Below are 26987 nucleotides of genomic sequence, written 5' to 3'. Positions count from 1 at the left end.
GGTGCCGCTGTGGTCGACGGCCGCACGCAACCAGATGCCGAAGCGGGTGCGCGTCACTGTCCATGCGGCCAGCGCCGCCACCGCGCAACCGGCGCCGATCACCAGCAGGCGTTGGGCCGGCAGGGTGCGAAAGCCCAGGTCGACCGAGCCTGCAAGGAGCGGCGGCAGCGGAATCATTTGCACCTGCGGACCGACCAGCGCGTTGGTGGCGGCGATCAGCACGAAGCTGAGCCCGATCGTGAACAGCACCTGCTCGAGTTCCTTGCGGCGATAGAGGTGCCGCAGCACCAGCGCCTCGAACACGCCGCCCAGCAGGGCCGTCGCCAGGATCGCGGCAGGCACGGCGAGCCAGAAGCTCCACTGGGCCTCGCGCGTCAGAAGCGCCGCACAGTAGCCCCCGACCATGGCGAAGGCGCCGTGGCTCAGGTTCACGAAGCGCATCAGGCCCAGCGTCACCGAGAGCCCGACGGCAATGACGAACAGCACCATGCCGTAGGCCAGCCCGTCGATGAGGATGTTGAGAAAGGTGTTCACGGTGAGACTTCAAGCGTGGCGATGACCGCGCTTGCTTACTTCTCCAGCCCGAAGTCGGTCTGCGGGCCGAAGCTCTGCAGTTCCTTGTTGACCAGTTGGTCGCCGGACTTCTCGACCTTGCGCAGGTAGACGTTCTGCGTGATGTGGCGCGTCTTCGGGTCGATGCTGACCGGCCCGCGCGGGCTCTCCCACTTGAGTGCACGGCCGGCGGCCAAGGCCTTGGGGCCGTCCTTCTTGCCGTCCGTGGCCTCGATCATCTTCTGGATCACGTACATGCCGTCCCAGGCGCCGACCGATGCGTAGTTGGCGACCGCATTGGGGTCCTGCTTCTTGAGCGCGGCGACGAACTTCCTGTTCTCGGGCGAGTCGTGCGCGCCCGAGTAGTGGAAGGCGGTCGTCAGGCCCAGCGCGGCGTCGCCGAATTTCTGCAGGTCGTATTCGTCGGTCTCGGCCGAGCCGAGGAACTGCACGCCGGCCTTGGCCAGGCCGTTCTCGTTGTACGCCTTCACGAAGCCCAGGTTCGGCGGGCCGCCCGGCAGGAAGGTGTAGACCGCCTGCGCGCCGCTCGCCTTGATGCGCTGCACGAAGGGTCCGAAATCAGTGGTGGCGATCGGCATGCGGATGCTCTCGACCACGGTGCCGCCTTGCTTGGTGAACTCGCTCTTGAATGCCGTCTCGGCATCGATGCCGGGGCCATAGTCGGTGACGGCCGTCACGACCTTCTTCATCCCGTTCTTGGCCGCCCATTGCGCGGCCGGCACGGTGACTTGCCACAAGGTGTAGCTGGTGCGGATGAAGTACTCGGATTTCTCCGTGATGGACGACGTGGCGGCGTTGAAGATGACGGTGGGCGTCTGGGACTGCTGGATCAGAGGCGCAACGGCCATCGCATTGGGCGTGAACACGAAGCCGCCCAGGTAGTCGACCTTGTCCTTGACCAGCAGTTCCTGAACCAGGGTCTTGGTCAGAGCGGGGTTGGGTCCGCCGGTGTCTCGATAGATGAACTCCACGTCCTTGCCGGCGAGCTTGCCGCCCTGATTGGCGACGTAACTTTCCGCAGCAGCCTTGAAGAGCGTGCCGTAGTGCGCGAACGGACCCGAGAAGGGGCCAATGATGCCGACCTTGACCGCCTGTGCCACGGCCTGGGGGGAGGCGAACGCCAGAGTGGCGGAGGCGAAGAGCGCGCATGCGATAGCACGACGGTTGTGTTTCATTGTGAGTCTCCAGATTGGTTGCGTTCAAGGCTCGGCCGGATCGCTCGTTTCGAGTCCATTGAATTTTCATTGCAATCGCAACTGGTTGCAATACCAACTACATAGCGTTTACCCGCGGTAGTGGCACAGAACCGTGCATCAGGAGAGGGCGCTCAAGTCCAGTTGCGACGTACCTCAGAAGAAGTCAGGGTAAGACCGCGCCACCTCTGCAAGTTCTCTTAGGAGCACGGGAGCACGCTCCGCATCGCGAAGTAGTTACCCACGCTGCGCCACAGCACCGAGTCGCGATTCCGCACAGCGTGCAAGCGCTTGCGCCGGACCGACCCTCCCCAGGACGCTGCGGTGCGCCAGTTCGCACTACTATGTGGCCGTCCTCGTGCTATCCATTCGGAGTAATCCTGCCCGTCGCGGGGCTAGCTGGGGTGCGGCGCCAGATCCCGGCACATTGGAGACAGATATAAATGCGCTTTGCCGCGTCACTCACAGACATCTCACTCTTTGTCGCTGTCTACGAAGAGCGCTCAATCACGGCCGCAGCGGAACGCGAGCACGCAACGCAGTCCGGTGTGTCACAGCACATCCGCAAGTTGGAGCAGGGCCTTGGGGTCGTTCTGTTCCTGCGCGACTCCGGGGGTATGCAGCCGACGCCGGCAGGGGAAACTTACTATCGGGCGAGCGTTGAGCTGTTACGCCAGTACGAAGCGGCGGCGCGCGATGTCCAACAGTACAAGGGAAAGTTGGAGGGGGAAGTGTCGATTGGACTGATGGCGACCATCACTCGAAGTGCACTGGCGCCGGCCCTGACGAAGTTCACCGAGAAGCATCCAAACGTGCGAGTCCGCGTGATTGAAGCCCCGAGCCGCCTCTTGGCGCAGCAAGTGCACGCGGGAGAAGTGGATTTCGCGATCGTTCCCACGTTGCTGGAGCATGCTGGTGTACGGCGCAGCTTTTTTCTCCGCACGCCGGAGGTGCTCGTATCCCGACCCGGGACCGGAGCCGTTCACCTGAAGCCAGCAGAACTTGGCACGATCGAGAAGCTTAAGCTGATTCTGCCGAGCCCTCGCAACATACGCCGCCAGGCCTTTGAGCGCTATTTTCAGCAGGCAGGTGTCAGGCCCACACGCGAACTTGAGCTTGATGTCATTTTCACCGCGCTCGACATGGTGGAGAAGACAGACTGGCGCACCATCTTGCCGGCCATCATGATGGTGGAGGAAATCCAGAACCGACAGCTCGCCATCAACACCTTGGCCAAGCCCGGCCTGTGGCTTGACTTCAGCTGCATTGAACCGCTCCGGAGGTCGCTATCTCCGGCGGCCAGCGCCTTCCTAGAGTTCTTGAAGATCGACGCGGACCGGCTCAACGCCATCGCCCTCAAGCGGCTTCAACCGGGCGCCAAGTGACCCCGGGGGTCTTCATGTTTTCTGATGGGTTCGTGAAGATCTAATAATTTTTCTTTTGGCCTCAGGGTTCCTAGACTTCCTGCATACCAACCCAGGAAGTCAAACATGAGCAACGCAACCGAGAACCCAGTCGCCGAAGCGATCACGCCCGGCGCGAAGCGCGCCGGCGCCGGCGAATACGTCTTCAACTTCGCCGCCGTCAACCAGATCATGGGCGGCCCGGACTATTCACCCGTTTTCGGGGGGTGCGTTGAGGGCGATCGCATGATCGTCGCTCTGATGCGCGCCCCGGCCGGCAAGATCGGCGACCCGCATAGCCACCCCAACGAGCAGTGGATCTACGTGCTCGAAGGCCACTTCGAGATGCGCATCGATGGCCAGGTGCACAAGGTCGGACCGGGAGGTTTGATCTACATCCCTGCGAATCGCATCCACCAAGGAGGCGCCACGCCGGACGCCGACTGCGTGTTCTTCACGTGCAAGGACACCTCCCACGGCTTGCACGGCATCAAGTACACGGGCAGCTGAAGCCCCATCGATAGCAAACTGCGGAGACAAACATGCCGGTCTACTCCCTGAAGGACATCGAACCCGAGTTCGTCACTCCCAAGCATTCCACCGCGTTCGGCCGCCTGATCACTGGCAAGGCCATCGAGGTAGGTGTGTTTTCCTACGAGAAGGGCAAGGGCGCCCACACGCACTTGCATCCGCACGAGCAAATCTTCATCGTGCTCAAAGGCAGGATGGTGATGACCATCGATGGCAAGGACTACGAATTGGGTCCGGGTGAAGCGGCTCACATGCTGCCCAATGTGCCGCATGGCGTGCTCGCCATCGAAGACTCCGACGTCGTGAGCGCGAAGAGCGTGCTCGACGGCGTTGGCCATCGCATCTGAGGGATAGCCTGATGCAGCGATCACAGGTGGCCGACAACATGAACATCGATTGGGACGTCCCGATCGAGACAAGTGACGGAACCGTTCTGCGTGCTGACGTGTTCCGACCGACCAAGGAAGGCAGCTACCCCGTGCTTCTTAGCTACGGGCCGTATGCCAAGGGACTGGCGTTCCAGGATGGCTATCCAAGTGCTTGGAACAAGATGGTCGCTGGCCATCCCGACGTGCCCCATGGCTCTACCAACAAGTACCAGAGCTGGGAAGTGGTCGACCCGGAAAAGTGGGTTCGAGAAGGCTACGTTGTCGTGCGCGTCGATTCCCGTGGGTGCGGTCGATCGCCGGGCTACGTGGACCATTTCTCGCCACGTGAGACACAGGACTACTACGAATCAATCGAATGGGCTGCCGTCCAGCCGTGGTCCACTGGAAAGGTAGGACTGAACGGGGTGTCGTACTTCGGCATGAACCAGTGGCTGGTAGCCGCGTGCAAGCCTCCGCATCTTGCTGCCATGTGCGTGTGGGAAGGCTCCTCCGACTGGTATCGAGACGCCACCCACCACGGCGGCATCGTCAGCACATTCTGGGCGAACTGGTACGACATCCAGGTCAAATCCGTGCAGAATGGCCTCGGCCTGCGCGGACCGAAAAGCCGCGTCACCGGTGATCTCGTATGCGGGCCGGCGACGATGCCCGACGCACAACTGCAAGCCAATCGCTCCGACTTCGGCGACGACATCCTGGCTCACCCGCTGATCGACGAATGGCACCGGGAGCGAACACCCGCATGGGAGCAAATTGAGGTGCCGTTGCTGTCGGCTGCGAATTGGGGCGGTCAAGGGTTGCACCTGCGCGGGAACGTGGAAGGCTACCTGAAGGCTGGGTCGCGGCAGAAATGGCTCGAGGTACACGGCGACGAGCATTGGACCCATTTCTATACTGACTATGGCATTGCGCTTCAGAAGCAGTTCTTTGGTCACTTCCTCAAGGGCGAAAAAAACGGATGGGATGAGCGTCCTCCTGTCCTGTTGCAGGTGCGAGGTGTGGACGGGTTCACGCAGCGCGAAGAGTTGCAATGGCCCATCGAGCGCACGGTTTGGACGAAGTTCTATCTAAACGGCCAAGACGGGAGCCTGAGCACAGAACCTCCGACAGAGGACGCGCAAATCACATACACGCCTGATGGCGACGGTGTGACCTTCGTATCGGCTCCACTCGAGCGGAGTACGGAGATCACGGGGCCATCTGCATGTTCGCTCAAGGTGTCCTCTGCATCAGCGGACGCCGACCTGTTCCTCGTGTTGCGGGTGTTCACCCCTGACTTTCGCGAAGTGACATTTCAAGGCGCGATCGACCCCCATACGCCCATCGGCCAAGGCTGGCTGCGGGCTTCGCACAGAAAGGAAGACCCGAACCTCTCGCTGCCATGGCGGCCTCACCACACGCATGACGAGAAGCAGCCAATGGATCCGGGCGCTCCCGTCGACCTTCGGGTCGAGATCCTGCCCACCAGCATCGTGGTGCCAGCGGGCTACAGGATCGCTTTGACAGTCCGCGGCCGGGATTATGAGTTTGCGAAGCAAACCGGAGAACGCCTTGGCCATTTCAAGAACGAGCTACGCGGTTGCGGGCCGTTCCTGCATGACGATCCGCGCGATAGGCCGCCAGAAGTATTTGGAGCCCCCGTGACGCTTCATTTCAAAGCCGGGCAGGCGCATGTGCTGCTACCAGTGATTTCATAAACAAAAATAAATGGAGACAAACGATGACCATACCCAGAAGAACTGCCATCGCAATGGTGCTGGCCACAGCGTTTGCCGCGCAGGCGCAGGACGCGCGACAGGCCTGGACGCCCAACAAGCCGGTGAAGCTCGTGGTTCCATTCGCCCCTGGGGGCGCCAGCGACAACGTCGCACGCCAGATTGCCAACCCACTGGCGGAAGAACTCGGTGTAGCCGTCGTTGTCGAAAATAGGGCGGGCGCGGCTGGGAACATCGGAATGGAGGCGGCCGCCAAATCCCCTCCGGACGGGTATACGGTGTTCCTCGGGAACATCTCAACCAATGCGATCAATCAGTGGACCTACGCGGACCAGCTAAAGATCGCCCCATTGCGCGATCTGATTCCCGTGTCCTCTGTGGCCACGATCCCGAGTCTGCTGATCGCTTCGACCAAGGTACCCGCCAATAGCGTCAAGGAACTTGTCGAGTACGTCCGAAAGAATCCCGGACAGGTGAACCATACCTCCGCCGGAGCGGGCTCCTACGCGATGCTCGACATGTTGGTGCTCGAGAAAGCCGCCGGACTGAAAATGACCCACGTGGCCTACAAAGGTGGTGCGGGCCAGTTCATCACGGGCCTCGTAGCGGGGGAGGTCGAACTGGCCTTCACAAATGTGAGTTCGGCTTCTGAACTGGTGAAGGCGGGTCGATTGAAGGCGCTCGCGGTCACCTCACAAGCGCGTTTACCGGAACTGCCTTCGGTGCCGACGATGGCCGAAGCTGGATTCCCAGGCGTAGGCACCGACGCTTGGCAAGGGCTCTTCGTGCCGGTCGGTACGCCCGAGGCGGTCGTCATCAGACTGCACGAAGCTGTGGGCAAGGTATTGCGACAACCAGCAGTGCGCGAGGCGTTCCTGAAACGTTCGATCGTGCCCGCACCTAGCCAGAGCCCGGCGGAGTTCGCGAAGTTTGTGGCTGCAGACACGGCTCGCTGGGGCGAGATCGTCAAAGAGCACAAGGCTGCTCTGACCAACTAAGGGAGGGATCAATCATGTTGAACGTAGCAGTCATTGGGCTCGGATGGTGGGGTCGCATCATCGTTGACCTGTTGGCAAGCAGCGAGAAGCTGCGCGTCGTGCAGGTAGCGGACGTAAGTCCATTGGCGGAAAGTTTCGCAACTGAGCGCGGTATCCGCTTTTCGACCGGGTTCGACGAAGTACTCAAGGACCCGAATGTTCAAGGGGTGGTTCTTTGTACGCCTCACTCCCAGCACACACGACAGATAGTCGAGGCTGCGCGAGCAGGCAAGCATGTGTTCTGCGAAAAGCCCTTGTCGATGACTCGTGCTGATGTGCTCGAAGCGGTCGCGGCTGTCGAGAGCGCTGGGGTCGCACTTGCCGTTGGCCACGAGAAGCGGTTCGAGCCTCCCATTCTCGAGGTGATGCGGCTTGTCAAAGCCGGCGCGCTGGGCACGCCACTGCAGGTTGAGGCGAACTTCAGCCAAGACAAGTTCCTCGCGCTCGATAGCAGCAATTGGCGACTGTCCGGCAAGGAGGCCCCCGCAGGTCCCATGACCGCCACCGGCATCCACCTGCTGGACCTGGCTGTGGGCGTCTTCGGCGAGGCGGATACCGTTCACGTCAGCGTGAAGCAACTAGGCAGTCCGCTTACCAACGGCGACACCTTAGCAGCGCTCGTCACTTTCAAGCGAGGCGGGCATGCGCTGATCAGCGCCATTCTGGCCACGCCCTTTGCAGGACGCTTCGCAGTGTATGGCTCAGCCGGTTGGGCCGAAGTGCGGGACAAGACGCATCCCGAGGCGCCCGAAGGCTGGACCCTGACCACTTGCCTGCGAGGAGAACCGGCGAAGTCCGTCGACATCGCGCCAGCTCCCGCCGTCCTTCACAACCTGGAAGCGTTCGCCGACGCTGCCACCGGGCAGGCACCGTACCCGGTTCCACGCGAACAGATGATCGCCAACGTGAGCGCCCTGGAAGCTATCTTCCGCTCGGCGCTTAGCGGCGGCATCGAAAAGGTCGAGGGCTGACATGACCACCGACACGCAGCGCTCCTTTGATGCGCGTGAGTTGAGGCAGGTGCTTGGCTCGTTCGTCACCGGCGTGACCGTCATCACGACAGTCGATGCGGAGGGCAAGCCTCATGGCCTGACAGCCAACTCGTTCAGTTCCGTGTCGCTTGACCCTCCATTGATCTTGTGGAGCCAATCGCTCAACGCGCCAAGTCATCCAGTTTTCCGTGACTGCGAGCGGTTCTCCGTAAACATCCTGGCCGACGACCAGGTGCACGTCTCCAACCGATTCGCAAAAGGTGGAGCGGACAAGTTTGCCGACACGATGGTCGAAACGGGGCTAGGGGGCGTTCCCCTACTCGCGGGCTGTGCTGCTCATCTCGAATGCCGCAAGGTGCACGCTTATCCAGGCGGGGACCACGTCGTGTTCATCGGCGAAGTCGAGCGCGTCCAGCGCCATGGCCGGCAGCCTCTAGTATTCGGCGGTGGTCGTTACCTTGTAGCGCAGCCCCATGACATTGGTCCAGTAGGAGTGGAGAGCACTGCAAACATTGCCCGCCTGAAGGCGGTGCGGATCGCAACCAGGGCGATGGCCGAACTCTCGGACGAGCTCGACGAAACTCTGGGGCTTGGGGTTTGGGGCAATCACGGACCCACCATAGTGCGGTGGGAAGAGGCGTCCAAACCGGTGAGTGACAACCTGCGTACAGGCCTCGTCCTGCCGGTGCTCACTTCTGCAACGGGACTTGCATTCGCCGCGTGGCTGCCTCGCCAGACCACCGCGCCGTTTGTTGACGCTGAGTTTATGCAGGATGCCGGGGGGAGCTTCTACCCTGATCCCTCGCGCCTGCCGCAACAGCTGGAGCTATTTCGTACCGATGGCTACGTGCGTTTGGTCGGGACCGACGAGTTCGCTGATCTCTACGGCCAAAGTATCAGTGCCGTGAGCGTCCCCGTTTTCGACGCCGACGGCGCCATGGTTCTAGCACTCACGGCGATCGGTTCGCGCGAACGACTCGACACAGGTCCGGACGGCAAGCTTGTGAGCGGCTTGCGGCGTTGTTCCGCCGGCATCTCCCAGCGGATCGGCTCCGCTTCTTCCAACCCCTGAACCTCTGCTTTGGAGCACAAGATGAAACTCGGCACCTTCATGATGCCGCTGCACCCACCTGGGCGCAGCGCGACCGAAACGCTCGCGGAAGACCGCGAAGCGATCCTCCTGGCGGACCGCCTCGGCTACTGCGAGGCCTTCGTGGGAGAACACGTGACCGATCTCGCAGAGAACGTGACGTCCTGTCTCATGTTCCTCGCCTCGCTGGCTCACGACACAAAAAACATTGTCCTCGGCAGCGGCACTATCAACATGCCCAACAGCCACCCGGCAGCGATTGCATCGCAGGTGGCGATGTTGGACCACATGCTGAAAGGTCGATTCATCATGGGCATCAGTCCTGGGGGCCTGATGTCCGACGCGGAAGTATTCGGCAACTTCCAGAAGAACCGCAACGCGATGTTCGTGGAGAGCATCAACATGGTCCTGAAGATCTGGGAGAGCGAGGGGCCGATCGACTTGCGGGGAGAGTTCTTCAACGTCTCCACCGTGAAGACGGCGATCCCCGAGATCGGTCAGGGCCTGATCCTCAAGCCCTATCAACGACCGCATCCGCGCATCGTGGGCACCGCTGTAGCGCCGTTTTCGCAAGGCGTCACCGAAATGGCGAGGCGCGGTTGGCAGGCCATCTCTGCGAACTTTCTCCTGCCGGAGTGGGTAAAGACGCACTGGCCGAAGTATGTGGAAGGACGCACTGCCGTTGGCGCTGTGGCGCAACCTTCGGAATGGCGTGTCGCAAAATCGATCTTTGTTGCTGACGATGAGAAGACCGCGCAGAGCTACGGGAGAGGCGCGACTGGCCCGTACCACTTCTACTTTCGGCAGTTGGCCAGAAAGCTCGTGGGCGGCGGCCGAGGCAACCTGTTCAAGGTGGATCAGAGCCAACCGGACAGTGAGATCACACCCGAATATCTGACGAGCAAGCTGGTGCTTGCGGGGACTGTCGACAGCGTCGTTGACCAGATACTCGCCTTCCGCGAGCAAGTGGGCGACTTCGGCACGCTGATGTATGCGTGTCACGATTGGATTGACCCAACCTTGAGCAAACGCTCGATGCAGCTGATGGCGGAGGAGGTAATGCCGCGCGTCAATGCGGCGATTGCAGCGGAAGCAGGTTCGGAAAGGGCCGTCGCATGACCACATGCAAACGGCCTGAAGTCAATAGAGATGATCGTGTGATGGCGCTACCGCCGCGCTCGTCAATCCGGCGCGCGGTCGGAGGTCTTGCTTGCTCGCTAGTTCTTGCCTCCTGCTCGAATCTTGCGCCGCGATCCGGGCCTGCTCGCCATGTCACGCAGGGCCCCGCCACTACCATCGTCAGCACCGAACTAAATACCGGATGCCGGGCCTCGTTGGAGTATCCGCTCTTGCGCAAAGCGGCCCTCGGACGCATCACGGCGACGGATGGCACGGCGATCACGGTACCAGCGCAGACGGCCATCGGTAGTCAGCCTCAGCCCGCTCCGCTTTACAACGAGTGCGAACAGGCCAAACCGGCGCGCCGCGCCGATGTTGATATCAGCAAGGCGCCTGTCGTGGAGGTCGACCCTGATGGCGAAGTTGTCACAGGTTTCGTCGTTGCAGACAACTACTTTGAGATTTACGTCAATGGAAAGCTGATTGCGGTCGATCCCACGCCCTACACGCCCTTCAACTCGGCGATCGTGCGGTTTCGCGCGAAGAAACCCTATACCTACGCCGTAAAGCTGGTCGATTGGGAGGAGAAGCTCGGGCTTGGCATGGAGTGGTTTCCGCCAAACCACAAGTGGTGGCCCGGGGACGGTGGATTCATCGCAAAGTTCAGCGATGGCGTCGTGACCGACTCAACCTGGCGGGCGCAGTCGTTTTACATCGCGCCTTTGAACAGTCCAACAGACGTGATCGAGCAGGGCAACTTGCACAACACTGCGTCACTTGGGCGGACGCACCCCCTCGCGAAGATGCCGACTTGCGAGGATAAGTGCTACGCGGTTCACTACCCCATGCCTGCCGGCTGGGAGCAGCCGAAGTTCAATGACAGCCCTTGGCCTGAGGCATTCACGTTCACTGATGAGCAAGTCGGCATCAGTCCCGCACTGGTGTCGTATTCACAGTTTCGGGATGCTTTTACCGGCGCTCAATGGATCTGGAGTCAAAACCTCGTCTTCGACAACCTCGTTCTCGTACGCAGGACCGTGCGGTAGGAAGCAAAGATGAAATCGTGCATGGTGCGCGTGGGCGATCTTGACGTCAGCTACGTGGCTGAAGGACCACCTGAAGCACCGGTGGTGATGCTTGCGCATGGAATTCTCACGAGCCACGAGATGTGGGAGCCCGTCGTGCGTGCGCTGACGCCTCGGTGGCGCGTGGTGCGGTATGACTTGCGCGGCCATGGAGCCACCTCCTCAACTGCGCCGCCCTACTGCATGGAGCAACTTGCGCAAGACGCGGTCGATCTACTGGATGTGCTCGGCATTGACCGTGTGCACTTCATTGGAACCTCGCTTGGCGGCATGATCGGTCAGCAGCTTGCGGCCCGCTTTGGCGAGCGTCTGCACAGCGCCACGTTGGCCAACACGACGGCGGTGCAACCTGATCCGGCCGTATGGCAACAACGGATTGACGTAGCGCTCGCGAAAGGCATCGACCCGCTTGTAGAGGGTACCTTGCAGCGTTGGTTTACCTCGGACTTTCAGATCAGGGACTCCGCGATGGTCGAAAAGCTTCGTGGCATTGCGCGTCAAACCAGTGTCGAAGGCTTTGCTGGTTGTGCCGCAGCGATCCGCGACCTCAACCACGCTGACATCCTTAAGGACATCACCCTGCCGACGCTCGTGCTGGCGGGCGCCCTAGACGTGGCGATACCTCCGGCGGAGAGCTCCCGCTTGGCGCAAGCGATCACAGGCGCGCAGTTCGTGCGCTTGCCCGCGGCCCACCAGGCTGCGGTGGAGTGCCCGAATGACTTCGTCGAAGCGTGGACAAGTTTTGTCGCGAGCGAAGCACCTCAATCGTAGACACGAGGGAAGCAAATGACACCGCAATCGACGGACAAAAAACTGCCCAAGCGCTCGAGGCTGCACCTGCCAACCACGCTCGAGATGTCGCCCGAGCAAGCGGCAATTCATGCCAAGGTCCTGGCTACTCGGGGCAACGCTGACGGCCCGTTTCTCGCATGGCTGCTGGCGCCGAAACTTGCTGATCCCGCCCAGGAACTCGGCGCGGTTTGTCGCTATGGCACCAGCCTCTCGCTGCAGGAAAGCGAACTGCTCATCTTGCATGTGGCGGCGCACTACGACTGTCCGGCTGAGCAGGAGATTCACGAACCGGTTGCAAGCCGCGCTGGCTTGTCCGACGAGGTCATCGTCGCGATCCGCACCGACGAGGTCCCGCCCCTAGCAACCGCGCGACTACGGATTTTGGCGGAATTCGCTCGGCAATTGGTCATCAAGAAGAAGGTGCCGGACGAGCTCTACCAACGTGCTTTGCACCTGCTCGGCGAAACCGCCCTGGTGGAGGCGGTCGGCGTGATCGGCTACTACGCACTCGTTGCCTACACGCTCAATGCGTTCGAGATGCGCAAGGCCTAAGCGCCTGACGGTCAACTGGCCCAAAATCATTAGGAACTCTGTGAAATGCCAAAAGCGTGCATCACCAGGCGTCGCTTCTCCGTGGGAGCGGCCTGTACATTGGCGACCGGCTTCCTCCCTACAGGGCACGCACAAGCCGCGTGGCCCACACGCCCCCTCAAGCTCATCGTTCCGTTCCCTGCCGGAATTTCAGCTGATGTCGTTGCGCGCATGATCGCGGAGCCGCTCTCGGCTGCGCTGGGTCAGCCGGTGATCGTCGACAACAAGCCCGGGGCGAGCGGCATCATTGGCGCCAGCGCGCTCAAGGGCGCGGACGACCACACCATGCTGATGACCGTGGACTCCATTGTGGGCGTTCTGCCCCACGTGTATCCGAAGCTCCCTTTCGAGCCCTTGCGGGACTTCGAGCCCGTGACCCAACTTACGAACGTTCCTTGGGTACTCGTCGCAAGTCGTGACGCTCCTTTCAAGTCAGTTCGGGAGCTGTTTGAACAAGCCAAGAAGAAGCCGGGTACGATTGACTACGGCTCCCTTGGACTTGCAACCGGGTCCCATGTGCGCATGGAGATGATCGCGCACGGCGCAGGCATCAAGCTGAACCACATCCCGTACAAGGGTTCTCCGATGTCTGACCTTCTCGCTGGACAGATACCACTCTCACTAGAGCCATCTACCACGGCGCTGCCCCAGGCGCGCAGCGGCCGCCTGCACGCGCTTGCGGTCACCACCGCCCGCCGGATTCCGGAGCTGCCCGACGTGCCGGCCCTCAGCGAACTACTCCCTGGGTTCGATGCACCCGGTTGGCACGGCATCCATGTCGCCGCGGGCGTTTCAAAAGAGGTGGTCCAACGCTTGAATGCCGAGATTTCGACAGTGCTGCGCAGCAAATCCGTTCAGCGAAGGCTTGCCGAACTATCGGTGTCCGCTGTTGGATCCTCAGTCGCGGTATTCGCTGCGCTCTGCCGTACAGAGTACCAAGAGTGGGGCGCAGTCGTGAAAGCCGCGAACATCCGTCTGGAGTAGCGAAGGTGCGCATCCATCGTCCGACGGCCGGGAGGATTCAGCCCGATACCATTCTTCTGTAGAAGCGCGCACCCTGACGCAAAGCGGGCTGGCTCGAGTGCAGCAGGCCGTGAAGAGAATTTACCCATTACCAGTACAACGAGACATAAGACCTATGAAACGCAGATTTGCCATTGCCCTGATTGGGGCCGCCCTGTCCGCCGGTTTGCCGATGTATTCCGCCGCACAGGCGTATCCATCGAAGACGGTCACGCTTGTCGTGCCCTACGCAGCCGGCGGCGCCACCGATACGGTGGCGCGCCTATATGCCGACGCACTGCGCAAGGAAGCACAGCAGACCTTCATCGTCGAGAACAAGCCGGGAGCCAACGGTCTGATCGCCATGGAGTACGTCAGCCGCGCTCCGAAGGACGGCACGGTCATCCTGGTCGGCAACCCGGCGACCAACGCGCTGCTTCCGGTGACAGGCAAGGCAAAGTTCGACATCGAGAAGGCGTTCCTGCCGGTGGCGCGGCTCGCGACTGTGCCCGGCGTGCTGGTGGCGGCGCGCAAACTGTCGGCGAAAAACGTGAAGGAACTGGTGGACTATGCCCGCAAGAACCCGGGCAAGGTGAGCTATGCGTCGGCCGGCAACGGCAGCCTGGCGCACCTGAACTTCCTTGCGCTGGAGGAGCAGGCGGGTATCGACATGATTCACGTGCCGTACAAAGGGGGCCCACAGGCGCTTACCGACAATCTAGCGGGACTCGTCGACCTGAACTTCCTGAACCTGTCGAGCGCGCTTCCCTTGGTAAAGGATGGCAAGCTGACTGCGCTCGCCGTCTCCGGCGACAGTCGCCTGGAGCAGCTGCCCGCCGTGGCCACAATGCCGGAGCAGGGCTTCCAGGACTCCAGTGGTGGCAACTGGCAAGGCTTGTTCCTGCCTGCTGGAACGCCACCCGCGATCGTCGATCGCTTGGTCGTCTTGGCTTCCAAGGCCAGCGAGAACCCTGAGCTGCGCGCGCAGCTCAAGGCAGCCAGCATGATGCTCGACCCGACCGCATCACCAGCCGATTTCAAGAAGTTCCTGGATACGGAATCGGGATCCTTCCGCCGTCTTATCCAGAAGCACAACATCATCATTGAGTAGGAAAGACCATGAGCGAACCGACTGACTCCGCGGCTGCTGCTCGCCTCTGCGAGTTCACACGTTACCGGACGGAAGATGGCGTGTGGCTTCACGCGTTGGTGTGGGAGCCGCAGCAGGGCGGGGACACCGCCGTCATCCTGGTGCCGGGCTTCTATGGCTCATTCACTGGGACGCATGATTACCGCCCGCTGGCTGCGCGGCTCAACGCCAACGGTCAAGCGTTCATGGCGATCAACATGCGGACTGCGAACGATTTCACCGATCCGCGACTGCAGGATGCGATCCTGGACGTGGGGGCCGCCGTAGCCGAGGCGAAGCGTCGCGGTTTTCACCGCATCGTGCTCCTGGGCACCAGCCTAGGCGGCGCGCGCTCGTGCCTTTATCTGACCCATACTGATGAGCCGGCGATACGGGCCTATGGGCTGATCGCCGCGATCAAGTCGCCTTATGAGGCGTCCACGCACTACATGGACGCCGACCGACTGGAACGGTTCGATCGGACAATCGCCTGTGCCGTGGCGCTGGTGGAGGAGGGAAGGCCGCTGGAAATGGTCACCTATGAGAACATCTTCAATGGTCGCTGGGTCCGGATGACTGCACGTGGCTTCGTCAACGTGTTCGGCTCACCGGACGTGACCGACATCAGCGTGTTGAAGCACGCGCACAAGGTGCGGGTGCCGACCGCGGTTTTTCACGGCATGAAGGACGAGGTGTCCCTTCCTCCGAATGCACAGGCCATCCACGACGCACTCACTAACGCGCCATCGCGCGAACTGCACTGGGTGGAAGGGGCGACCCACTACTTGGAGCCGGGGTGGATCGCAGAGGAATACGCGATGCGCATCTCGCTTTGGGCTCAAACCTGTCTTTGAGAACCGTCATGCATGCGTTTGGCCGGGCGCTTGAGGCCGAACTCCGGACCGACAAGTACGCCAGCGGCAAAGATCTCCGCCTGCGTCGGGGAAGACGAATGTGACCATTGCCTACTGGTCGACGGGGCAGGTCAGCCCGACGCTTGAGTGAGCGCGGTGGAGGGCGATCCTGGAGCAGACGCGGATCGAAGTGGCACCAGCTTCGCCACTGTTGCCTTGCAGGTTAAGGAAGAGCGAGCCTCAAGGGCTCCAACGATAGTGCGGAGGTCCCCCAAATGTGCGATGAGCGCAGCAACCTCGGGGTTCTGCCCCGGGCGGGACACAGACTCCAGGGGCTCAGAACGCACTGAAAACTTGCCCGGTATCTGCGATTTACTGAACTTTCACTGAAGAGTAAGTCGCGTGACTGAAAAGTTCAAGGATTTCCTACACGCGCGCAACACCGAGCGCGTGGACGGAGGCGATTTTGGCTACGACGTGTACTACGCGAGAAGTGCCGTTGAGGCGATGCGGCACCAGCGCAAGCTGGTGGCCACGGCGCAGGCCCTGGCTTTTCAGCCCGGCGACAAGGTTGGCGCGCTGATCTTCAACGATGGAAAGCGCAACACGGCGAGGATTGCTCGACGAACTTTGACGCGACCCACGGCGAGGTTGTTCGTCTCCTCGATGCTTCCCCCCTGGACGATGCATCGGGACTACGGATGCGTGCTCGCCGACGACGTCGGAGAACTGGACCGCCAGGCGATGGTCGTGCCGGCCGGTTGATCATCACCCGCAAACCCCTTTGATCGACGCGTGGCGCTGCCGGGCGCCTTTGCAACCTCCATCCGAGCCCGAAGAATGACCGCAATCCATTCCGAATCCCGTCCGCTGGCAATCAAGGCCCCAGCAGCTGGGGACTTAACGAGAGGGCGACCGATGCTGTGATGGCCGCCCTCGGCGAACTTGCGCCCGCCGGCGGCGATGCGGAATACCTGCGCATGTCAATCGGGGTGCTGGTGCAGCGCGTGCGCAAGGACCGCGAGCGATTCCTCACCGACGAACAGCGCCAGGCGCTCGTCGGTGCGATCTCCGAGACCTTCGGCGTCGATCGCGACGAGAAGCAGTGGATCGCCACCACCGCGCAGTACGGCTATTGGGGCTGCGCGAATGCCACGGACACGTCGCTGGTCGAGGCGGTGTCCGCACTCAGCCTGGACGACCTCATCAACACCCGAACGTTCCACGAATACCGTCGTCGCGCACATTGACGAAGACCACAAGGCAAACCTGCTGGCGGCGCTGACCTATCCCCGCAGCCAGCAGATCCTCGAAGAGTTCGAGGAGTCTCAAGAGCGAGTGCTTCTGGAGTCCCTCGCTGAAGGTACCACCCAGGAAGCAGATCGCCCGCGGGGCTGAGATGGATGGGGCGCGCCACCACATCGAAAGTACTCACCGCGGTCATCCATATCGGTGGCTGATCCGTTAGGCCCTTATTCAATTAATTGCAGGAAGCACATGCGGCTCACCACCAGCCATCGCCGGCCGGCGAACCGCAACGCGGTGCCAGCCTCCAAGCCCCGCAACCCGGTCGTGCAGGCCGTCGTTCACGGCTTCGGGACAATGACCGGGCAGCGCCACCGCGACGGCGAGCGCGCCCGCGAGCGTCTCGAGAAACTCGATTTCGATCACTGCGTCCGCGAAATCGGCGAGTGGTAGGCCGTGGCCGCCGCGTGCCGTCACCAAACAGGCCCCGGTTTCGACTAGCCCGGCTGGCAGTAGCGGCTCGCGATACGGGCTAAAGCGGGCGTTGCCCACGTGTACTGGGTCGCGATCAGGTCGGCAGCATCGGGGTGATGCAGTCCTCGAACCCTTCATGGACCCGGTTCATCCGGCGCATGAGCACGGTGTCTCCGGAAAGGATGGCCAGCATCATCGCGCCGATCGTCACCAGGCCGTTCGAGCACTCCACGAGCTGACGCACCATCTGAACCGGGTAGCCCCCCTCGTGACGGCGCAGTGCGTGAATGCCGCCGTGGATGAAGGAGTTCAAAGCGTTGCGTTGGACTTTGTTGAACTGGCCGAGCGGATTAAGCGCAGCACGGCTTCTTGAAGAAGAGGATCGGAAGCCCGGCCCGGTCGATCGCCGCTCGCGGCGCGGCCAGGTCGATGGCGATGCCGCTGCCCGTGTCGGTGTGGGCCACGAAGAGGGCAGTGATCTCGTGCCACCTCGTCCCACAGCGGGGCCTCGACCGTGGCCGAATGGGTCGGCAGTCCTTCGACCCACGGCGTGCGGATCACGGAGAAGTGGCCGGTGCCAGCCATCAGCACGGTGGGGGGCCGTGGGGTCGTCGAAGTCACCACGTCCTCCCTCCGGAGGATGTGCGCCATCGGTACGACCCGTACCATAGCGCTCACATGCTTCCCCTTGGAGGGAGCGCACGGGGAGTGAACAGGAGATCGATCGTGGCCGGCATCTTCTTGAGCTACCGACGTGCTGACACTACGGGATGGGCCGGCCGCCTGCACGACTCGCTGATGCGCCGGCTGCCCGGCATCACGATCTTCATGGACGTCGAGGAGATCCCGCCGGGGGTCAAGTTCGCCGACTACATCCGCGAGGCCGTCGCATCTTGCGATGCGCTGATCGCGCTGATCGGCCCCAACTGGGTCACCACGGTCGGTAGCGACGGTACCCGCCGGCTGGACGATCCCGGCGATTTCATCCGGCTGGAGATCGCGTCGGCGCTCGAGCGGGACGTGCGCGTGATCCCGACCTTGGTTGGCGGTGCCTTCATGCCCGACCGTAATGCGTTGCCCGGACCGCTGAAGGAACTGTGCGACCGCCAGAACTACGAGATACCGGATCGCGCCTGGGAGGACAGTTGCAACCGTCTGGCAGACGCCCTGAAGATGATCGTCGCAGGCAATGGCGGCCCACCGCCGGCGGGCCGACCTGCAGGGCCATTGGGGCGGAAGTATGGCGTGGCAGCCGCAGGGCTTGCCGCGGTGGCCGCGATAGGCATCGCAGCCTGGACGCTGCGGCCTGTTCAACCCGTCCGGCTGACAGGGACGGGCGGAGACCCTCCGGTCGTCGTCGTCGCGCCAGCGCCGGCCCAGGCCGCCCGGGAAGCCAAGGCGGCGCCCCCGCCACCCACACCCGAGCCGCCTGCGCCGGCAGCCGTCGTGATCGCGCCCTCGATCCCTTCGCCGCCGCAGGTGCCGTCCCCGCCTGCAACGCGGCCGCCGGCAGCGTTGACGTCGCCGGCCGCACCGCCCGTCGCAGACCCGGACTCCGCAGCGCCAGCCCGGGCCGCGAAGGCCGGGCCGACGCCCAGGCCGCCGACGGAAAGCCGGGAAGCGCAGGCGGTACCACCGTCGAAGGCCACTTCCGACGCGGTAGAGCTGGCGTACTGGGACACCATCAAGAACAGCAGCAACGAATCGGATTTCGAGGCCTATCTCGACAAGTACCCCAAGGGTCGGTTCGTTGCGCTTGCGAGAAAGCGCGCCGGGAACTGGATCGCCGATTCCCGGGGCTGCAAGGTTGAAAATCCGCAACCTAAGCCCAACGAGACCATCACCTGGTCAGGCGCGTGCATCAACGGCAAGGCCGAAGGCCCGGGCGTGTACGAGGAGTTCAGGGATGGAAAGAAGGTCGTCACCATCCGGGGCCAACTGCGCAATGGGAGGACCTACGGCGTCGTGACCGTCGACCTTGCCGACGGTACCTCGTACCGGGGCAGCGTGGAAAAAGGCAAGCCGGTGGGGCGCGGTGTCGTGAGGCTTCCCAACGGCCAGATCTATGACGGTGAGTTCAGGGCAGGCGTGCCCAATGGAAAAGGCACGCGCATCGAGGCGGATGAACGGTATGTCGGCGACTTCGTCAATGGCAAGCCCGAGGGCTACGGCGTTGCGACTTCCACTTCAAAAGGCTTCCGGTACGAAGGCGCATTCAGGTCCGGAAAGCCGAACGGCAGGGGCACCTTGACCCATGCGAACGGCAATCGCATGTCGGGCAATTTCGTCGACGGGAATCCCGATGGCCACTTCGTGATCATCGCGGCCAACGGCCAGCGAACGGAGAGGAATTTCGCAAACGGCAGGCTCCTGCCACAGTGAGAGCTGAGCGCTTTCGATCGCCACCGCTCCCGCCGAAGTCGATGCCGAACTCGCACGCATCGGCCACGCGCTTGCGCCACTCGACATCGTGGTGGTGAACACGCGTGCGGGCTCGCGCTATGGCCACGACGACTACGTCAATGCCGGCTGCGGCATGGGCTACGAGGCCACGATGTACCTGGTGGAGCGCGGTGTGCGGCTGACCGGCACCGATGCGTGGAGCTGGGATGCGCCGTTCACCTACACCGCCCCGAAATTCGCCGAGACTGGCGACATGAGCCTGCTGTGGGAGGGCCACAAGGCGGGACGCGACATCGGCTACTGCCATCTCGAGAAGCTGCACAACCTTGAATCGCTTCCGCCTCATGGCTTTCACATCTCGTGCTTCCCGCACAAGATCCGCGCCGCTTCGGCGGGTTGGATCCGCGCGGCGGCCATCTTCGACGAGCGGCTGCAGGCGGCGCCATGAACTGGCTGCATTTCTGCGGACGTGGCGGCTCGCCTCGCTGCCCGGCAGGCGGGGAGCGATCCACGGGCGGCCCCGGGCCCGCGGGGCTGTTCGCGGTCGACGTCCACTGCCACGTGACGACGCTGCCGGCCGAGGCGCTGGTGGCTTCGCATCCGATGAAACTCGCGGAGCCGGCCGCAATGCGCGAGGCGATGGGCGATGCGTCGGTTGCGCACAACCTGAAGACCATGCTGCCGCACGCCTTCCCGAGGCTCACGCAGGTGACGCAACGCCTGGCTGACATGGATGCGATGGGCGTCGACGTGCAGGTCATCAGTCCGTCGCCGCACCAGTACTACTACTGGGCGGAGCCTGAGTTGGCGCGCGAACTCGTCCGGGTCCAGAACGAAGGCATCGCCGCGCTGTGTGCGCAGCATCCCGCGCAACTGCGCGGCCTCGGCACCGTGGCGCTGCAGCATCCCGAGACTGCCGTGGAACAGCTGGAATACGCGGTGCGCATACTGGGCCTGGAGGGCGTGGAGATCTCCACCTCGGTGGAGGGCAGGGAACTGGACGATCCGAGCCTCGAGCCCTTCTGGGCCGCGGCAGCCAGCCTCGATGCCGTGGTGTTCATCCATCCTTTCGGCACGACGCTCGGGGCCCGGGTCGCGACACACTACCTCAACAACACGATCGGGCAACCGCTGGAGACCACGATCGCGCTGTCACGCTCATCTTCAGCGGGGTGCTGGATCGGCACCCGGGCCTGCGCCTGCTGGCGGCGCACGGCGGTGGCTACCTGCCGACGTACCTGGGACGCTCGCAGCACGCGAATGCGGTACGGCCGGAGGCGCAGACGATGGCGCGCAAGCCGTCCGAGTATCTGCGCGAGATGTACATCGACACCATCGTCTACGACAGCGATGCACTGCGCCACCTCATTGACGTCGTTGGGGTCTCGCAGGTGCTGCTGGGGACCGACTATCCTTTCGACATGGGGCACTACGCGCCGCACGAACTCGTCGCGCCCGCTTGGAGAACGGCCGAACGCGCCGCCGTTCTGGGCGGCAACGCGCGGCGGCTGTTCCATCTGCTTTGAGGTGGATGTCGCCGGTCGGAGGCGAATTCAGGAATCCGAATCTTTGGTCCCGCGTCGTTGCAAGGCATGTGGGTGATGTCGGCCAAGATGTTCGCGGGTGGCGACCTCGACCGCCGGCAGATTCTCATGCAAGCGGCGCAACAGATCCAGGAGCTGCTTGCGCTCGGCCGCGGTCAGCACCGACATGAACGCTCGCTCGCGCTCCATCGCGATCTCCCGGATCTGGTCGTGGACGGCGCGGCCGGCAGGCGTAAGGGTCGCGATGCGAGCTCGCCCGTCCTCGGGATCGAGCGCAATCTTGATGAAGCCGCGCGCTTGCATGCTCTTGAAGCAGCGACTCATCGAAGCCTTGTCCATGCCGATGACGCCGCAGGCCTTCTGAGCCGAGATCGAGCCTTCGATGGCCAGGAGCACCAGCACGCGCCAACTCTCGATGCCGACGTCGAATGCGGCGAGGTAGGCCTGCGAGGCGCCGCTCGACAGCTTGTTGGCGATCCAGGTGAGGTAGGCAGGCGCGTAATTCTCGAGATTGATCACGTCACCCGCGGCGGCCGTCGAGGCGATCCGGCGCGGGGGTGGGGTCTTGGTACGAGGCATCGGAGAGGACTTGGAGTTGCTGCCTCCACTTTAGCGGGCCCGGCTGCACAGCCTCGCGGGCGCGCACGGGCATGCGGGTTCAGCGGTGCTGCCGTCCTATCTCTTGAGCTGCTCGTGAGGATCGATGACGAACTTGGTGGGCGCGCCGGCATCGAATTGCGCGTAGCCGCTGGGCGCCTCGTCCAGGGAGATGAGCTTGACGCCCACCACGCTGGCGATGTTGATGCGGTTCCACAGGATGGCCTGCATCAAGGCCCGGTTGTACTGCATGACCGGCGTCTGCCCGGTCATGAAGCTGTGTGACTTGGCCCAGCCCAGCCCCAACCGGATGCTGAGCGAACCGGTCTTGGCCGCCTTGTCGACACCACCCGGGTCATCCGTCACATACAGGCCCGGAATGCCGATCTTGCCCGCGGCACGGGTGACCTCCATGAGCGAGTTCAGTACGGTCGCCGGCGCTTCGTGCTGCGCGCCCTCGTGCCCATGACCACGTGCTTCGAAGCCTACGGCATCCACTGCACTGTCGACTTCCGGAACGCCCAGGATCGCGGCGATCTGCTCGCCGAGTGGCGTGTCGATGGAAAGGTCGGCAGTCTCGAAGCCGACGGCCTTGGCGTGTACGAGTCGCGCTGGATTGACGTCGCCGACGATAACGACGGCAGCACCCAGGAGCCGGGCGGACGCCGCAGCCGCCAAGCCCACAGGGCCGGCGCCGGCCACGTACACCGTGCTGCCCGGACCGACGCCCGCGGTGACCGCGCCGTGGTAACCGGTGGGCAGGATGTCCGACAGGCAGGTGAGGTCGCGGATCTTCTCGATTGCCTGCTCGCGGTCCGGAAACTTCAAGAGGTTGAAGTCGGCATACGGCACCATCACGTACTCGGCTTGTCCGCCCACCCAGCCGCCCATGTCGACGTAACCGTAGGCACCGCCCGGACGCGATTCGTTGACGGTCAGGCAGACGCCGGTCTGGCGCTCCTTGCAGAGGCGGCAGCGACCGCAGGCGACATTGAAGGGCACCGAGACGATGTCGCCCACGGCGAGCGTCTCGACGTCCTTGCCCGCCTCGATCACCTCGCCGGTGATCTCGTGACCAAGCACCAGGCCGGCCGGCGCGGTGGTGCGTCCGCGGACCATGTGCTGGTCGGAGCCGCAGATGTTGGTGGTCAGCACCTTGAGGATCACGCCGTGGTTGGCCGTTCGACCCTGGGGGTTGAGCAGCTTTGGGTAGTCGATGGGGCGCACCTCGACCTTGCCCTGCGATACGTAGACGACGCCTCTGTTCGTGGCCATGACTTGTCTCCTTGACTGTTGGGATCTAGGAACCGCTGAGTTCTGCCGGCGCCTGCTTCTTGATCAGGTCTGCCACGATGCGCCTCGCACGGTTGGCGCCAGCATCGACGTGAATGTCGATCCAACTCGCCTTCTCGCCGAACTCCAGCATGTTTCGGTACTGCGCCTCGATGATGGTGCGGTCCTCGTCGAAGGTGAACGCGGTCTGCTGGATCACGGCGTCGATGTTCTCGGGCATGTCGGGATGCTTGGTGCTCGACATGCTCCAGAAGTAGTGGCAGGTTTCGTCGGTCTCGGGCGTGATGCCGTGGAAGCCGCGCATGTGGAAGCCGCCGCGCTCGGGGTCATCGATGGCGTCGGTGTCCGGCTCCACCGCACCCGTCCAGATGCGCAGATGGGTCACGTCGAATTCGATCTCCTGCCAGCGTTCGCACTTCTCGCCAAAGGGCCAGGCTTTACGGTAGGTCGGTGGCGGCGACGAGTCGGGCATCAATCGCACGACCTTGACGTGGTCGCCTTCCGAGGTCACTTTCATCGGCGCGTTCATGTGCAACTTGGCGTCGCCTCCGATGGTGAGGAGGTGGACGTACCCCAGGTGGCTCAGGTCGAGCAGGTTGTCGTGGATCAGCTGCCAAGGCGACTGGTAGTGGTAGTTGCCGCTGCCGAACTTGTAGCGCGGGTCGTCGTGAAACGGGTAGTCGGGTGGGGCGCGATTCGGGTCGGCCGCTTCGTCGCGCGGCATCCAGATCCAGATAATCTGGTTCTTCTCGATCACGTGGTAGGCCTTGACCTTGGCTTTGGACGGGATGCGCTCCTGCCCCGGAATCTCGATGCATTGCCCGTTCGGTGCGTAGAGCAGGCCGTGGTAGCCGCAGCGCACGCCGGTGCCTTCGACCGTCCCGCACGAGAGTGGCAGCGAGCGGTGGCAGCATCGGTCCTCCAGCGCCGCGACCTGGCCTTCGCCGGTGCGAAACAGCACGACCTTCTGGTTGAGGAAGGTACGCGCGATCGGCTTGTCGGTGAATTCGGACGAAAAGCCGGCCACGTACCACTGGTCGAGCGGAAAGCGCTTGGCTGCGGCTGCGGTGTCAGTGGTGGTGACGTTCTTGATTGGGATGCAGGTCGTTGTCATCGGGGATCTCCTTGAGGGGATGGGGACGGATCAAAGGTCGAGCACCAGCAAAGGGGACAAGGCGCGCGAGCAGCACGGCGTGAACTGGTCGTTGGCGGCGCGCTCGGCGTCGGTGAGGAAGCTGTCGCGGTGATCGGGCGTGCCTTCGAGTACGCGGGTCAGGCAGGTGCCGCAGACGCCCGCTTCGCAGGAGGTCTGGACTTCCACCCCATGCGCCGCCAGCACTTCGATCACCGTCTTGCCGGCCGGGACTTGGCAGCTCAGGCCGGTGCTCGCGACGCGAACTTCGAAGCTGCCGTCCGAGGCCAGCGCGGTTGTCACGCCCGCGAAGTACTCGCGATGCAGGTTCGCGTCCGCCCAGCCAAGGAGTTTCGCGGTGGCGAGCACGTGGTCCATGAAGCCGTTCGGGCCGCACACGTAGAGGTGTCCGTCGGCTGCAGGTTCGGCCAGTACCTGCTCGGCGTGGAACTTCTGCGCCGGCACGTCGTCGGCATGGAGGAAGACGCGGCCTGCGAACTCTGCAGCTGTCATTTCTTCAAGAAACGCCATTCGGCCCGCAGAGCGGCCGCAGTAGTGCAACTCGAAGTCGCGGCCCTGCGCGTGCAGGGTGCGCGCCATGGCCAGGATCGGTGTCACGCCGATGCCACCCGCCAGAAGCAGCGTGCGCGGTGCGTCGACCAGTGGAAAATGATTGCGAGGTTCACTCACGCGCAAAACATCGCCCGGTTGGACGGATTCGTGCATGCCGGCCGAACCGCCGCGCGAGGTCGCTTCGCGAAGGACCGCGATGCGCCAGCGGTGGCGCTCGGACGGATCGTTGCTGAGCGAGTATTGGCGGATCAGGCCCGGTGCCACGTGGACGTCGATGTGCGCGCCGGCTGTGAACGCGGGCAGGGCGCTGCTGTCTTCGGCCACGAGTTCGAAGCTGCAGACGCCCTCCGCTTCCTCGATGCGTCGGGCGACGCGGACCTTCAGTTCATTCGTCATGGTGTTTCGTCGGATTGGGATTGCGGCGCCGAGGTGACATGGGGGAAACGCTCACGCACATAGGCCTGGGTCGAGGCTTCGACCGAAGGCAGGTTGGCGTGCAGCCGGCGCATCAGGCCCAGCAGGATCTCTACTTCGTCGGCGTCGAGAACGGACAGGAACGCACGCTCGCGCTCCAGCGCCATGCCCATGATCTGGTCATGCAGGTGATGGCCCTTGGGCGTCAGCAAGGCTATGCGCAGGCGACCGTCGGAGCCGTCGAGTTCGGTGCGGATCAGGCCGCGCGCCTGCATGCGCTTGAAGCAGCGGCTCACGGAACCCTTGTCCATGCCGATCACGGTCGACACCTGCTGCGCAGAAGTCGCGCCTTCCACTGCCAGCAGGACCAGGCATCGCCAAATTTCGATGCCGACGTCGAAGGTGCTCAGGTAGTGCTGCGAGGCGCCCCGCGACAGCTTGTTCGCGATCCAGGTCAGGTAGGCCGGGACATAGCGATCCAGATCCACAGTGGGAGGCGCGTCGACACCTCGCGGGTCGGCGGCAGCAAGCAAGCGACGAGAGGTCATGGCTCTGGTTTCCTCAGTGCACGGCCATGCCGACCCAGCGCTCCAGCGTGTCGGGGTCGTCGAGCAGCGCCGCGGCACCGCCGCTGTGGACTACGATGCCGTGATCGAGGACGAGTGCGCGCTCCGCGTAGCCAAGGGCCTCGTCGACCTGCTGCTCGACGATCACCACGGCGATTCCGGTCTGCTGGCTCAGGTTGCGGAATGCGTTCAGCAGCTCGAGCCGGATTAGAGGCGCGAGGCCTTCGAGCGGCTCGTCGAGCAGCAGCAGCGAGGGCTGGCCGAGCAGCGCCCGTGCGACCGACAGCATCTGCTGCTCGCCGCCCGAGAGCTGTGCGCCGCCATTGCGCCGTCGCTCGGCGAGCCTCGGAAACAAGGCGTAGGCCTCGTCCAGTGCGCTGCGCGACCGGCGCTTGAGGCCGGCCAACAAGTTCTCCTCGACGGTGAGCGAGGGAAAGATGTCGCGGGTCTGCGGCACGTAGCCGAGGCCGAGCGCTGCCCGCTGGTGCGGCGCGAGGGCAGAGACGTCCTGGCCGTTGAATCGGACACGGCCGCTGCGCAGCGGCACGAGACCCATGATGGCGCGCAGCGCGGTGGTCTTGCCGACGCCGTTGCGCCCGACCATGGCCAGTCGTTCCTGGGCGGCCATCTCGAACGAAAGACCGTTGAGCACGGTGGTCGGGCCGTAGCCGGCGACCACGGCCTCGAGTTGGAGAATCGATTCGGCCATTTCAGTTTCCCAGGTAGGCGGCGCGCACCTTGGGGTCGCGGCGAATGTCATCGGGAGAGCCGTCGGCCAGCACTGCACCTTCGGCCAGCACCACGATCCGGTTGGCGAAGCGGAATACGAGGTCCATGTCGTGCTCGATGATCAGGACGGCGAGGTCGCCGGGCAGTGCGTCGAGTGCGTCCAGCAGGCGCTGGCCATCGCCCTTGGGCACGCCGGCCATGGGCTCGTCGAGCAGCAGGACCTTCGGGCGCAGCGCCAGGGCCAGCGCCATCTCGATCAGGCGCTGTTCGCCATAGGCGAGGTCCTGCGTTGGCGTAGCGGCATGTGCCCGCAGTCCGAAGCGGGTCAGGATGGCCTGGGCTTCCGTGTGCAGTACGGGGTAGGCATCGACGTTGCGCCACATCCTGCCTGTCAGGCCTTCGCGCTCGAACAGTGCGAGCTCGATCTGCCGCTGCACCGCGAAATGCGGCGCCAGCGTAGTGATCTGGAAGGTCCGCGCGAGGCCGGCGCGCACTCGCCTGGCCTGGCTGAGCTGCGTGACG

The 26987-nt window shown here is 63.3% G+C and carries 29 protein-coding genes and 2 pseudogenes; 21 read left to right on the top strand and 10 right to left on the bottom strand.

Features of this window, described 5'->3' with window-relative positions:
* Both QTI33_RS34680 and QTI33_RS34675 read right to left on the bottom strand, forming a co-directional pair.
* The coding region (locus QTI33_RS34680) for a branched-chain amino acid ABC transporter permease (RefSeq protein WP_286511216.1) at positions 1-534 on the bottom strand (534 nt) is incomplete at its 3' end.
* A gap of 35 nt (positions 535-569) precedes the next feature.
* Entirely contained in the window at positions 570-1748 is a 1179-nt protein-coding gene (locus tag QTI33_RS34675) for an ABC transporter substrate-binding protein (RefSeq protein WP_286511214.1), read from the bottom strand.
* Between the two features lie 461 nt (positions 1749-2209).
* Between QTI33_RS34675 and QTI33_RS34670 the strand changes: the two genes are divergently transcribed.
* From QTI33_RS34670 to QTI33_RS34590, 17 genes are all read left to right on the top strand, one after another.
* Positions 2210-3151 (top strand): LysR family transcriptional regulator, encoded by a 942-nt coding sequence (locus QTI33_RS34670; RefSeq protein WP_286511212.1) that lies wholly within the window; start codon positions 2210-2212, stop codon positions 3149-3151.
* Between the two features lie 105 nt (positions 3152-3256).
* Positions 3257-3679, top strand: a complete 423-nt coding sequence (locus QTI33_RS34665; protein WP_286511210.1) for a cupin domain-containing protein — start codon at positions 3257-3259, stop codon at positions 3677-3679.
* A gap of 32 nt (positions 3680-3711) precedes the next feature.
* A complete protein-coding gene (locus QTI33_RS34660) occupies positions 3712-4047 on the top strand; it encodes a cupin domain-containing protein (protein WP_286511208.1) in 336 nt (111 codons plus the stop codon).
* A gap of 11 nt (positions 4048-4058) precedes the next feature.
* Positions 4059-5786: a CocE/NonD family hydrolase gene (locus QTI33_RS34655; protein WP_286511206.1), complete on the top strand. Its 1728-nt coding sequence runs from the start codon at positions 4059-4061 to the stop codon at positions 5784-5786.
* Positions 5787-5809: 23 nt separating this feature from the next.
* Complete coding sequence (locus QTI33_RS34650; protein WP_286511204.1) at positions 5810-6802, top strand: Bug family tripartite tricarboxylate transporter substrate binding protein; 993 nt, start codon at positions 5810-5812, stop codon at positions 6800-6802.
* A gap of 14 nt (positions 6803-6816) precedes the next feature.
* Positions 6817-7812, top strand: a complete 996-nt coding sequence (locus QTI33_RS34645) for a Gfo/Idh/MocA family protein (protein WP_286511202.1) — start codon at positions 6817-6819, stop codon at positions 7810-7812.
* Between the two features lies 1 nt (position 7813).
* The gene (locus tag QTI33_RS34640; RefSeq protein ID WP_286511200.1) at positions 7814-8905 is read left to right on the top strand and encodes a flavin reductase; all 1092 of its coding nucleotides are present in this window, start codon (positions 7814-7816) and stop codon (positions 8903-8905) included.
* Positions 8906-8926: 21 nt separating this feature from the next.
* Positions 8927-10042 (top strand): LLM class flavin-dependent oxidoreductase, encoded by a 1116-nt coding sequence (locus QTI33_RS34635; RefSeq protein WP_286511198.1) that lies wholly within the window; start codon positions 8927-8929, stop codon positions 10040-10042.
* Between the two features lie 230 nt (positions 10043-10272).
* On the top strand, positions 10273-11088 hold the full coding sequence (locus tag QTI33_RS34630; protein ID WP_286511196.1) for a hypothetical protein: 816 nt from the start codon (positions 10273-10275) through the stop codon (positions 11086-11088).
* Positions 11089-11097: 9 nt separating this feature from the next.
* Positions 11098-11898, top strand: coding sequence for an alpha/beta fold hydrolase (locus QTI33_RS34625; protein ID WP_286511194.1), 801 nt, complete (start codon positions 11098-11100; stop codon positions 11896-11898).
* 15 nt (positions 11899-11913) lie between these two features.
* The gene (locus QTI33_RS34620; protein ID WP_286511192.1) at positions 11914-12471 is read left to right on the top strand and encodes a carboxymuconolactone decarboxylase family protein; all 558 of its coding nucleotides are present in this window, start codon (positions 11914-11916) and stop codon (positions 12469-12471) included.
* A gap of 45 nt (positions 12472-12516) precedes the next feature.
* Positions 12517-13494: a Bug family tripartite tricarboxylate transporter substrate binding protein gene (locus QTI33_RS34615; protein ID WP_286511190.1), complete on the top strand. Its 978-nt coding sequence runs from the start codon at positions 12517-12519 to the stop codon at positions 13492-13494.
* 154 nt (positions 13495-13648) lie between these two features.
* Positions 13649-14623 (top strand): Bug family tripartite tricarboxylate transporter substrate binding protein, encoded by a 975-nt coding sequence (locus QTI33_RS34610; RefSeq protein WP_286511188.1) that lies wholly within the window; start codon positions 13649-13651, stop codon positions 14621-14623.
* An 8-nt stretch (positions 14624-14631) separates the two neighbouring features.
* The gene (locus QTI33_RS34605; RefSeq protein WP_286511186.1) at positions 14632-15495 is read left to right on the top strand and encodes an alpha/beta hydrolase; all 864 of its coding nucleotides are present in this window, start codon (positions 14632-14634) and stop codon (positions 15493-15495) included.
* A gap of 402 nt (positions 15496-15897) precedes the next feature.
* Entirely contained in the window at positions 15898-16260 is a 363-nt protein-coding gene (locus QTI33_RS34600) for a hypothetical protein (protein ID WP_286511185.1), read from the top strand.
* A 161-nt stretch (positions 16261-16421) separates the two neighbouring features.
* Positions 16422-16745 carry a hypothetical protein gene (locus tag QTI33_RS34595; RefSeq protein WP_286511183.1) on the top strand — a complete coding sequence of 108 codons (324 nt, stop codon included), beginning with the start codon at positions 16422-16424 and terminating at the stop codon, positions 16743-16745.
* A gap of 247 nt (positions 16746-16992) precedes the next feature.
* A complete protein-coding gene (locus QTI33_RS34590) occupies positions 16993-17193 on the top strand; it encodes a hypothetical protein (RefSeq protein ID WP_286511181.1) in 201 nt (66 codons plus the stop codon).
* 115 nt (positions 17194-17308) lie between these two features.
* Here QTI33_RS34590 and QTI33_RS34585 read toward each other — a convergent pair whose 3' ends face one another.
* Positions 17309-17527: a DUF6988 family protein gene (locus QTI33_RS34585; RefSeq protein ID WP_286511179.1), complete on the bottom strand. Its 219-nt coding sequence runs from the start codon at positions 17525-17527 to the stop codon at positions 17309-17311.
* Positions 17528-17940: 413 nt separating this feature from the next.
* On the opposite strand from QTI33_RS34585, the gene QTI33_RS34580 reads away from it, so the two are divergent.
* From QTI33_RS34580 to QTI33_RS35250, 4 genes and pseudogenes are all read left to right on the top strand, one after another.
* Positions 17941-19596 carry a TIR domain-containing protein gene (locus QTI33_RS34580; protein ID WP_286511177.1) on the top strand — a complete coding sequence of 552 codons (1656 nt, stop codon included), beginning with the start codon at positions 17941-17943 and terminating at the stop codon, positions 19594-19596.
* A 16-nt stretch (positions 19597-19612) separates the two neighbouring features.
* Positions 19613-20065: pseudogene (locus tag QTI33_RS34575) on the top strand (cyclase family protein); the annotation flags it as partial.
* A pseudogene (locus tag QTI33_RS35255) lies at positions 20062-20625 on the top strand (amidohydrolase family protein); the annotation flags it as partial. The pseudogenes QTI33_RS34575 and QTI33_RS35255, both read left to right, overlap by 4 nt.
* 164 nt (positions 20626-20789) lie before the next feature.
* Positions 20790-21143, top strand: a complete 354-nt coding sequence (locus QTI33_RS35250; protein WP_353506377.1) for an amidohydrolase family protein — start codon at positions 20790-20792, stop codon at positions 21141-21143.
* A 27-nt stretch (positions 21144-21170) separates the two neighbouring features.
* Here the strand turns inward: QTI33_RS35250 and QTI33_RS34565 are convergent, their stop codons facing one another.
* The 7 genes from QTI33_RS34565 to QTI33_RS34535 all read right to left on the bottom strand — a co-directional run.
* A complete protein-coding gene (locus QTI33_RS34565) occupies positions 21171-21740 on the bottom strand; it encodes a MarR family winged helix-turn-helix transcriptional regulator (protein ID WP_286511174.1) in 570 nt (189 codons plus the stop codon).
* Between the two features lie 96 nt (positions 21741-21836).
* Entirely contained in the window at positions 21837-23033 is a 1197-nt protein-coding gene (gene fdhA / locus QTI33_RS34560; protein ID WP_286511172.1) for a formaldehyde dehydrogenase, glutathione-independent, read from the bottom strand.
* A gap of 25 nt (positions 23034-23058) precedes the next feature.
* Positions 23059-24165 carry a Rieske 2Fe-2S domain-containing protein gene (locus QTI33_RS34555; protein WP_286511170.1) on the bottom strand — a complete coding sequence of 369 codons (1107 nt, stop codon included), beginning with the start codon at positions 24163-24165 and terminating at the stop codon, positions 23059-23061.
* 30 nt (positions 24166-24195) lie between these two features.
* Positions 24196-25152 (bottom strand): PDR/VanB family oxidoreductase, encoded by a 957-nt coding sequence (locus tag QTI33_RS34550; RefSeq protein ID WP_286511167.1) that lies wholly within the window; start codon positions 25150-25152, stop codon positions 24196-24198.
* Complete coding sequence (locus QTI33_RS34545; protein WP_286511165.1) at positions 25149-25703, bottom strand: MarR family winged helix-turn-helix transcriptional regulator; 555 nt, start codon at positions 25701-25703, stop codon at positions 25149-25151. Before QTI33_RS34545 ends, QTI33_RS34550 begins: the two co-directional genes overlap by 4 nt.
* A 28-nt stretch (positions 25704-25731) precedes the next feature.
* Positions 25732-26445 (bottom strand): ABC transporter ATP-binding protein, encoded by a 714-nt coding sequence (locus QTI33_RS34540; protein WP_286511163.1) that lies wholly within the window; start codon positions 26443-26445, stop codon positions 25732-25734.
* Position 26446: 1 nt separating this feature from the next.
* Positions 26447-26987 (bottom strand): ABC transporter ATP-binding protein C-terminal domain-containing protein (locus QTI33_RS34535; protein WP_286511161.1); only part of this gene is annotated, 541 nt, incomplete at its 5' end.

This window comes from Variovorax davisae, from assembly GCF_030316845.1.
GTDB lineage: Bacteria > Pseudomonadota > Gammaproteobacteria > Burkholderiales > Burkholderiaceae_C > Variovorax > Variovorax davisae.
This window is presented reverse-complemented; position numbering and strand designations above follow the sequence as displayed.

Excerpts from the sequence above, each read along its gene's own strand:
- QTI33_RS34610 (WP_286511188.1), top strand. The coding sequence starts at position 13,649 with ATGAAACGCAGATTTGCCATTGCCCTGATTGGGGCCGCCCTGTCCGCC.
- QTI33_RS34650 (WP_286511204.1), top strand. The coding sequence starts at position 5,810 with ATGACCATACCCAGAAGAACTGCCATCGCAATGGTGCTGGCCACAGCG.
- QTI33_RS34675 (WP_286511214.1), bottom strand. The coding sequence starts at position 1,748 with ATGAAACACAACCGTCGTGCTATCGCATGCGCGCTCTTCGCCTCCGCC.
- QTI33_RS34590 (WP_286511181.1), top strand. The coding sequence starts at position 16,993 with ATGCGGCTCACCACCAGCCATCGCCGGCCGGCGAACCGCAACGCGGTG.
- QTI33_RS34635 (WP_286511198.1), top strand. The coding sequence starts at position 8,927 with ATGAAACTCGGCACCTTCATGATGCCGCTGCACCCACCTGGGCGCAGC.
- QTI33_RS34660 (WP_286511208.1), top strand. The coding sequence starts at position 3,712 with ATGCCGGTCTACTCCCTGAAGGACATCGAACCCGAGTTCGTCACTCCC.
- QTI33_RS34605 (WP_286511186.1), top strand. The coding sequence starts at position 14,632 with ATGAGCGAACCGACTGACTCCGCGGCTGCTGCTCGCCTCTGCGAGTTC.
- QTI33_RS34665 (WP_286511210.1), top strand. The coding sequence starts at position 3,257 with ATGAGCAACGCAACCGAGAACCCAGTCGCCGAAGCGATCACGCCCGGC.
- QTI33_RS34540 (WP_286511163.1), bottom strand. The coding sequence starts at position 26,445 with ATGGCCGAATCGATTCTCCAACTCGAGGCCGTGGTCGCCGGCTACGGC.
- QTI33_RS34645 (WP_286511202.1), top strand. The coding sequence starts at position 6,817 with ATGTTGAACGTAGCAGTCATTGGGCTCGGATGGTGGGGTCGCATCATC.
- QTI33_RS34640 (WP_286511200.1), top strand. The coding sequence starts at position 7,814 with ATGACCACCGACACGCAGCGCTCCTTTGATGCGCGTGAGTTGAGGCAG.
- QTI33_RS34620 (WP_286511192.1), top strand. The coding sequence starts at position 11,914 with ATGACACCGCAATCGACGGACAAAAAACTGCCCAAGCGCTCGAGGCTG.
- QTI33_RS34565 (WP_286511174.1), bottom strand. The coding sequence starts at position 21,740 with ATGCCTCGTACCAAGACCCCACCCCCGCGCCGGATCGCCTCGACGGCC.
- fdhA (WP_286511172.1), bottom strand. The coding sequence starts at position 23,033 with ATGGCCACGAACAGAGGCGTCGTCTACGTATCGCAGGGCAAGGTCGAG.
- QTI33_RS34625 (WP_286511194.1), top strand. The coding sequence starts at position 11,098 with ATGAAATCGTGCATGGTGCGCGTGGGCGATCTTGACGTCAGCTACGTG.
- QTI33_RS34555 (WP_286511170.1), bottom strand. The coding sequence starts at position 24,165 with ATGACAACGACCTGCATCCCAATCAAGAACGTCACCACCACTGACACC.
- QTI33_RS34655 (WP_286511206.1), top strand. The coding sequence starts at position 4,059 with ATGCAGCGATCACAGGTGGCCGACAACATGAACATCGATTGGGACGTC.
- QTI33_RS34595 (WP_286511183.1), top strand. The coding sequence starts at position 16,422 with ATGGCCGCCCTCGGCGAACTTGCGCCCGCCGGCGGCGATGCGGAATAC.
- QTI33_RS34550 (WP_286511167.1), bottom strand. The coding sequence starts at position 25,152 with ATGACGAATGAACTGAAGGTCCGCGTCGCCCGACGCATCGAGGAAGCG.
- QTI33_RS34615 (WP_286511190.1), top strand. The coding sequence starts at position 12,517 with ATGCCAAAAGCGTGCATCACCAGGCGTCGCTTCTCCGTGGGAGCGGCC.
- QTI33_RS34670 (WP_286511212.1), top strand. The coding sequence starts at position 2,210 with ATGCGCTTTGCCGCGTCACTCACAGACATCTCACTCTTTGTCGCTGTC.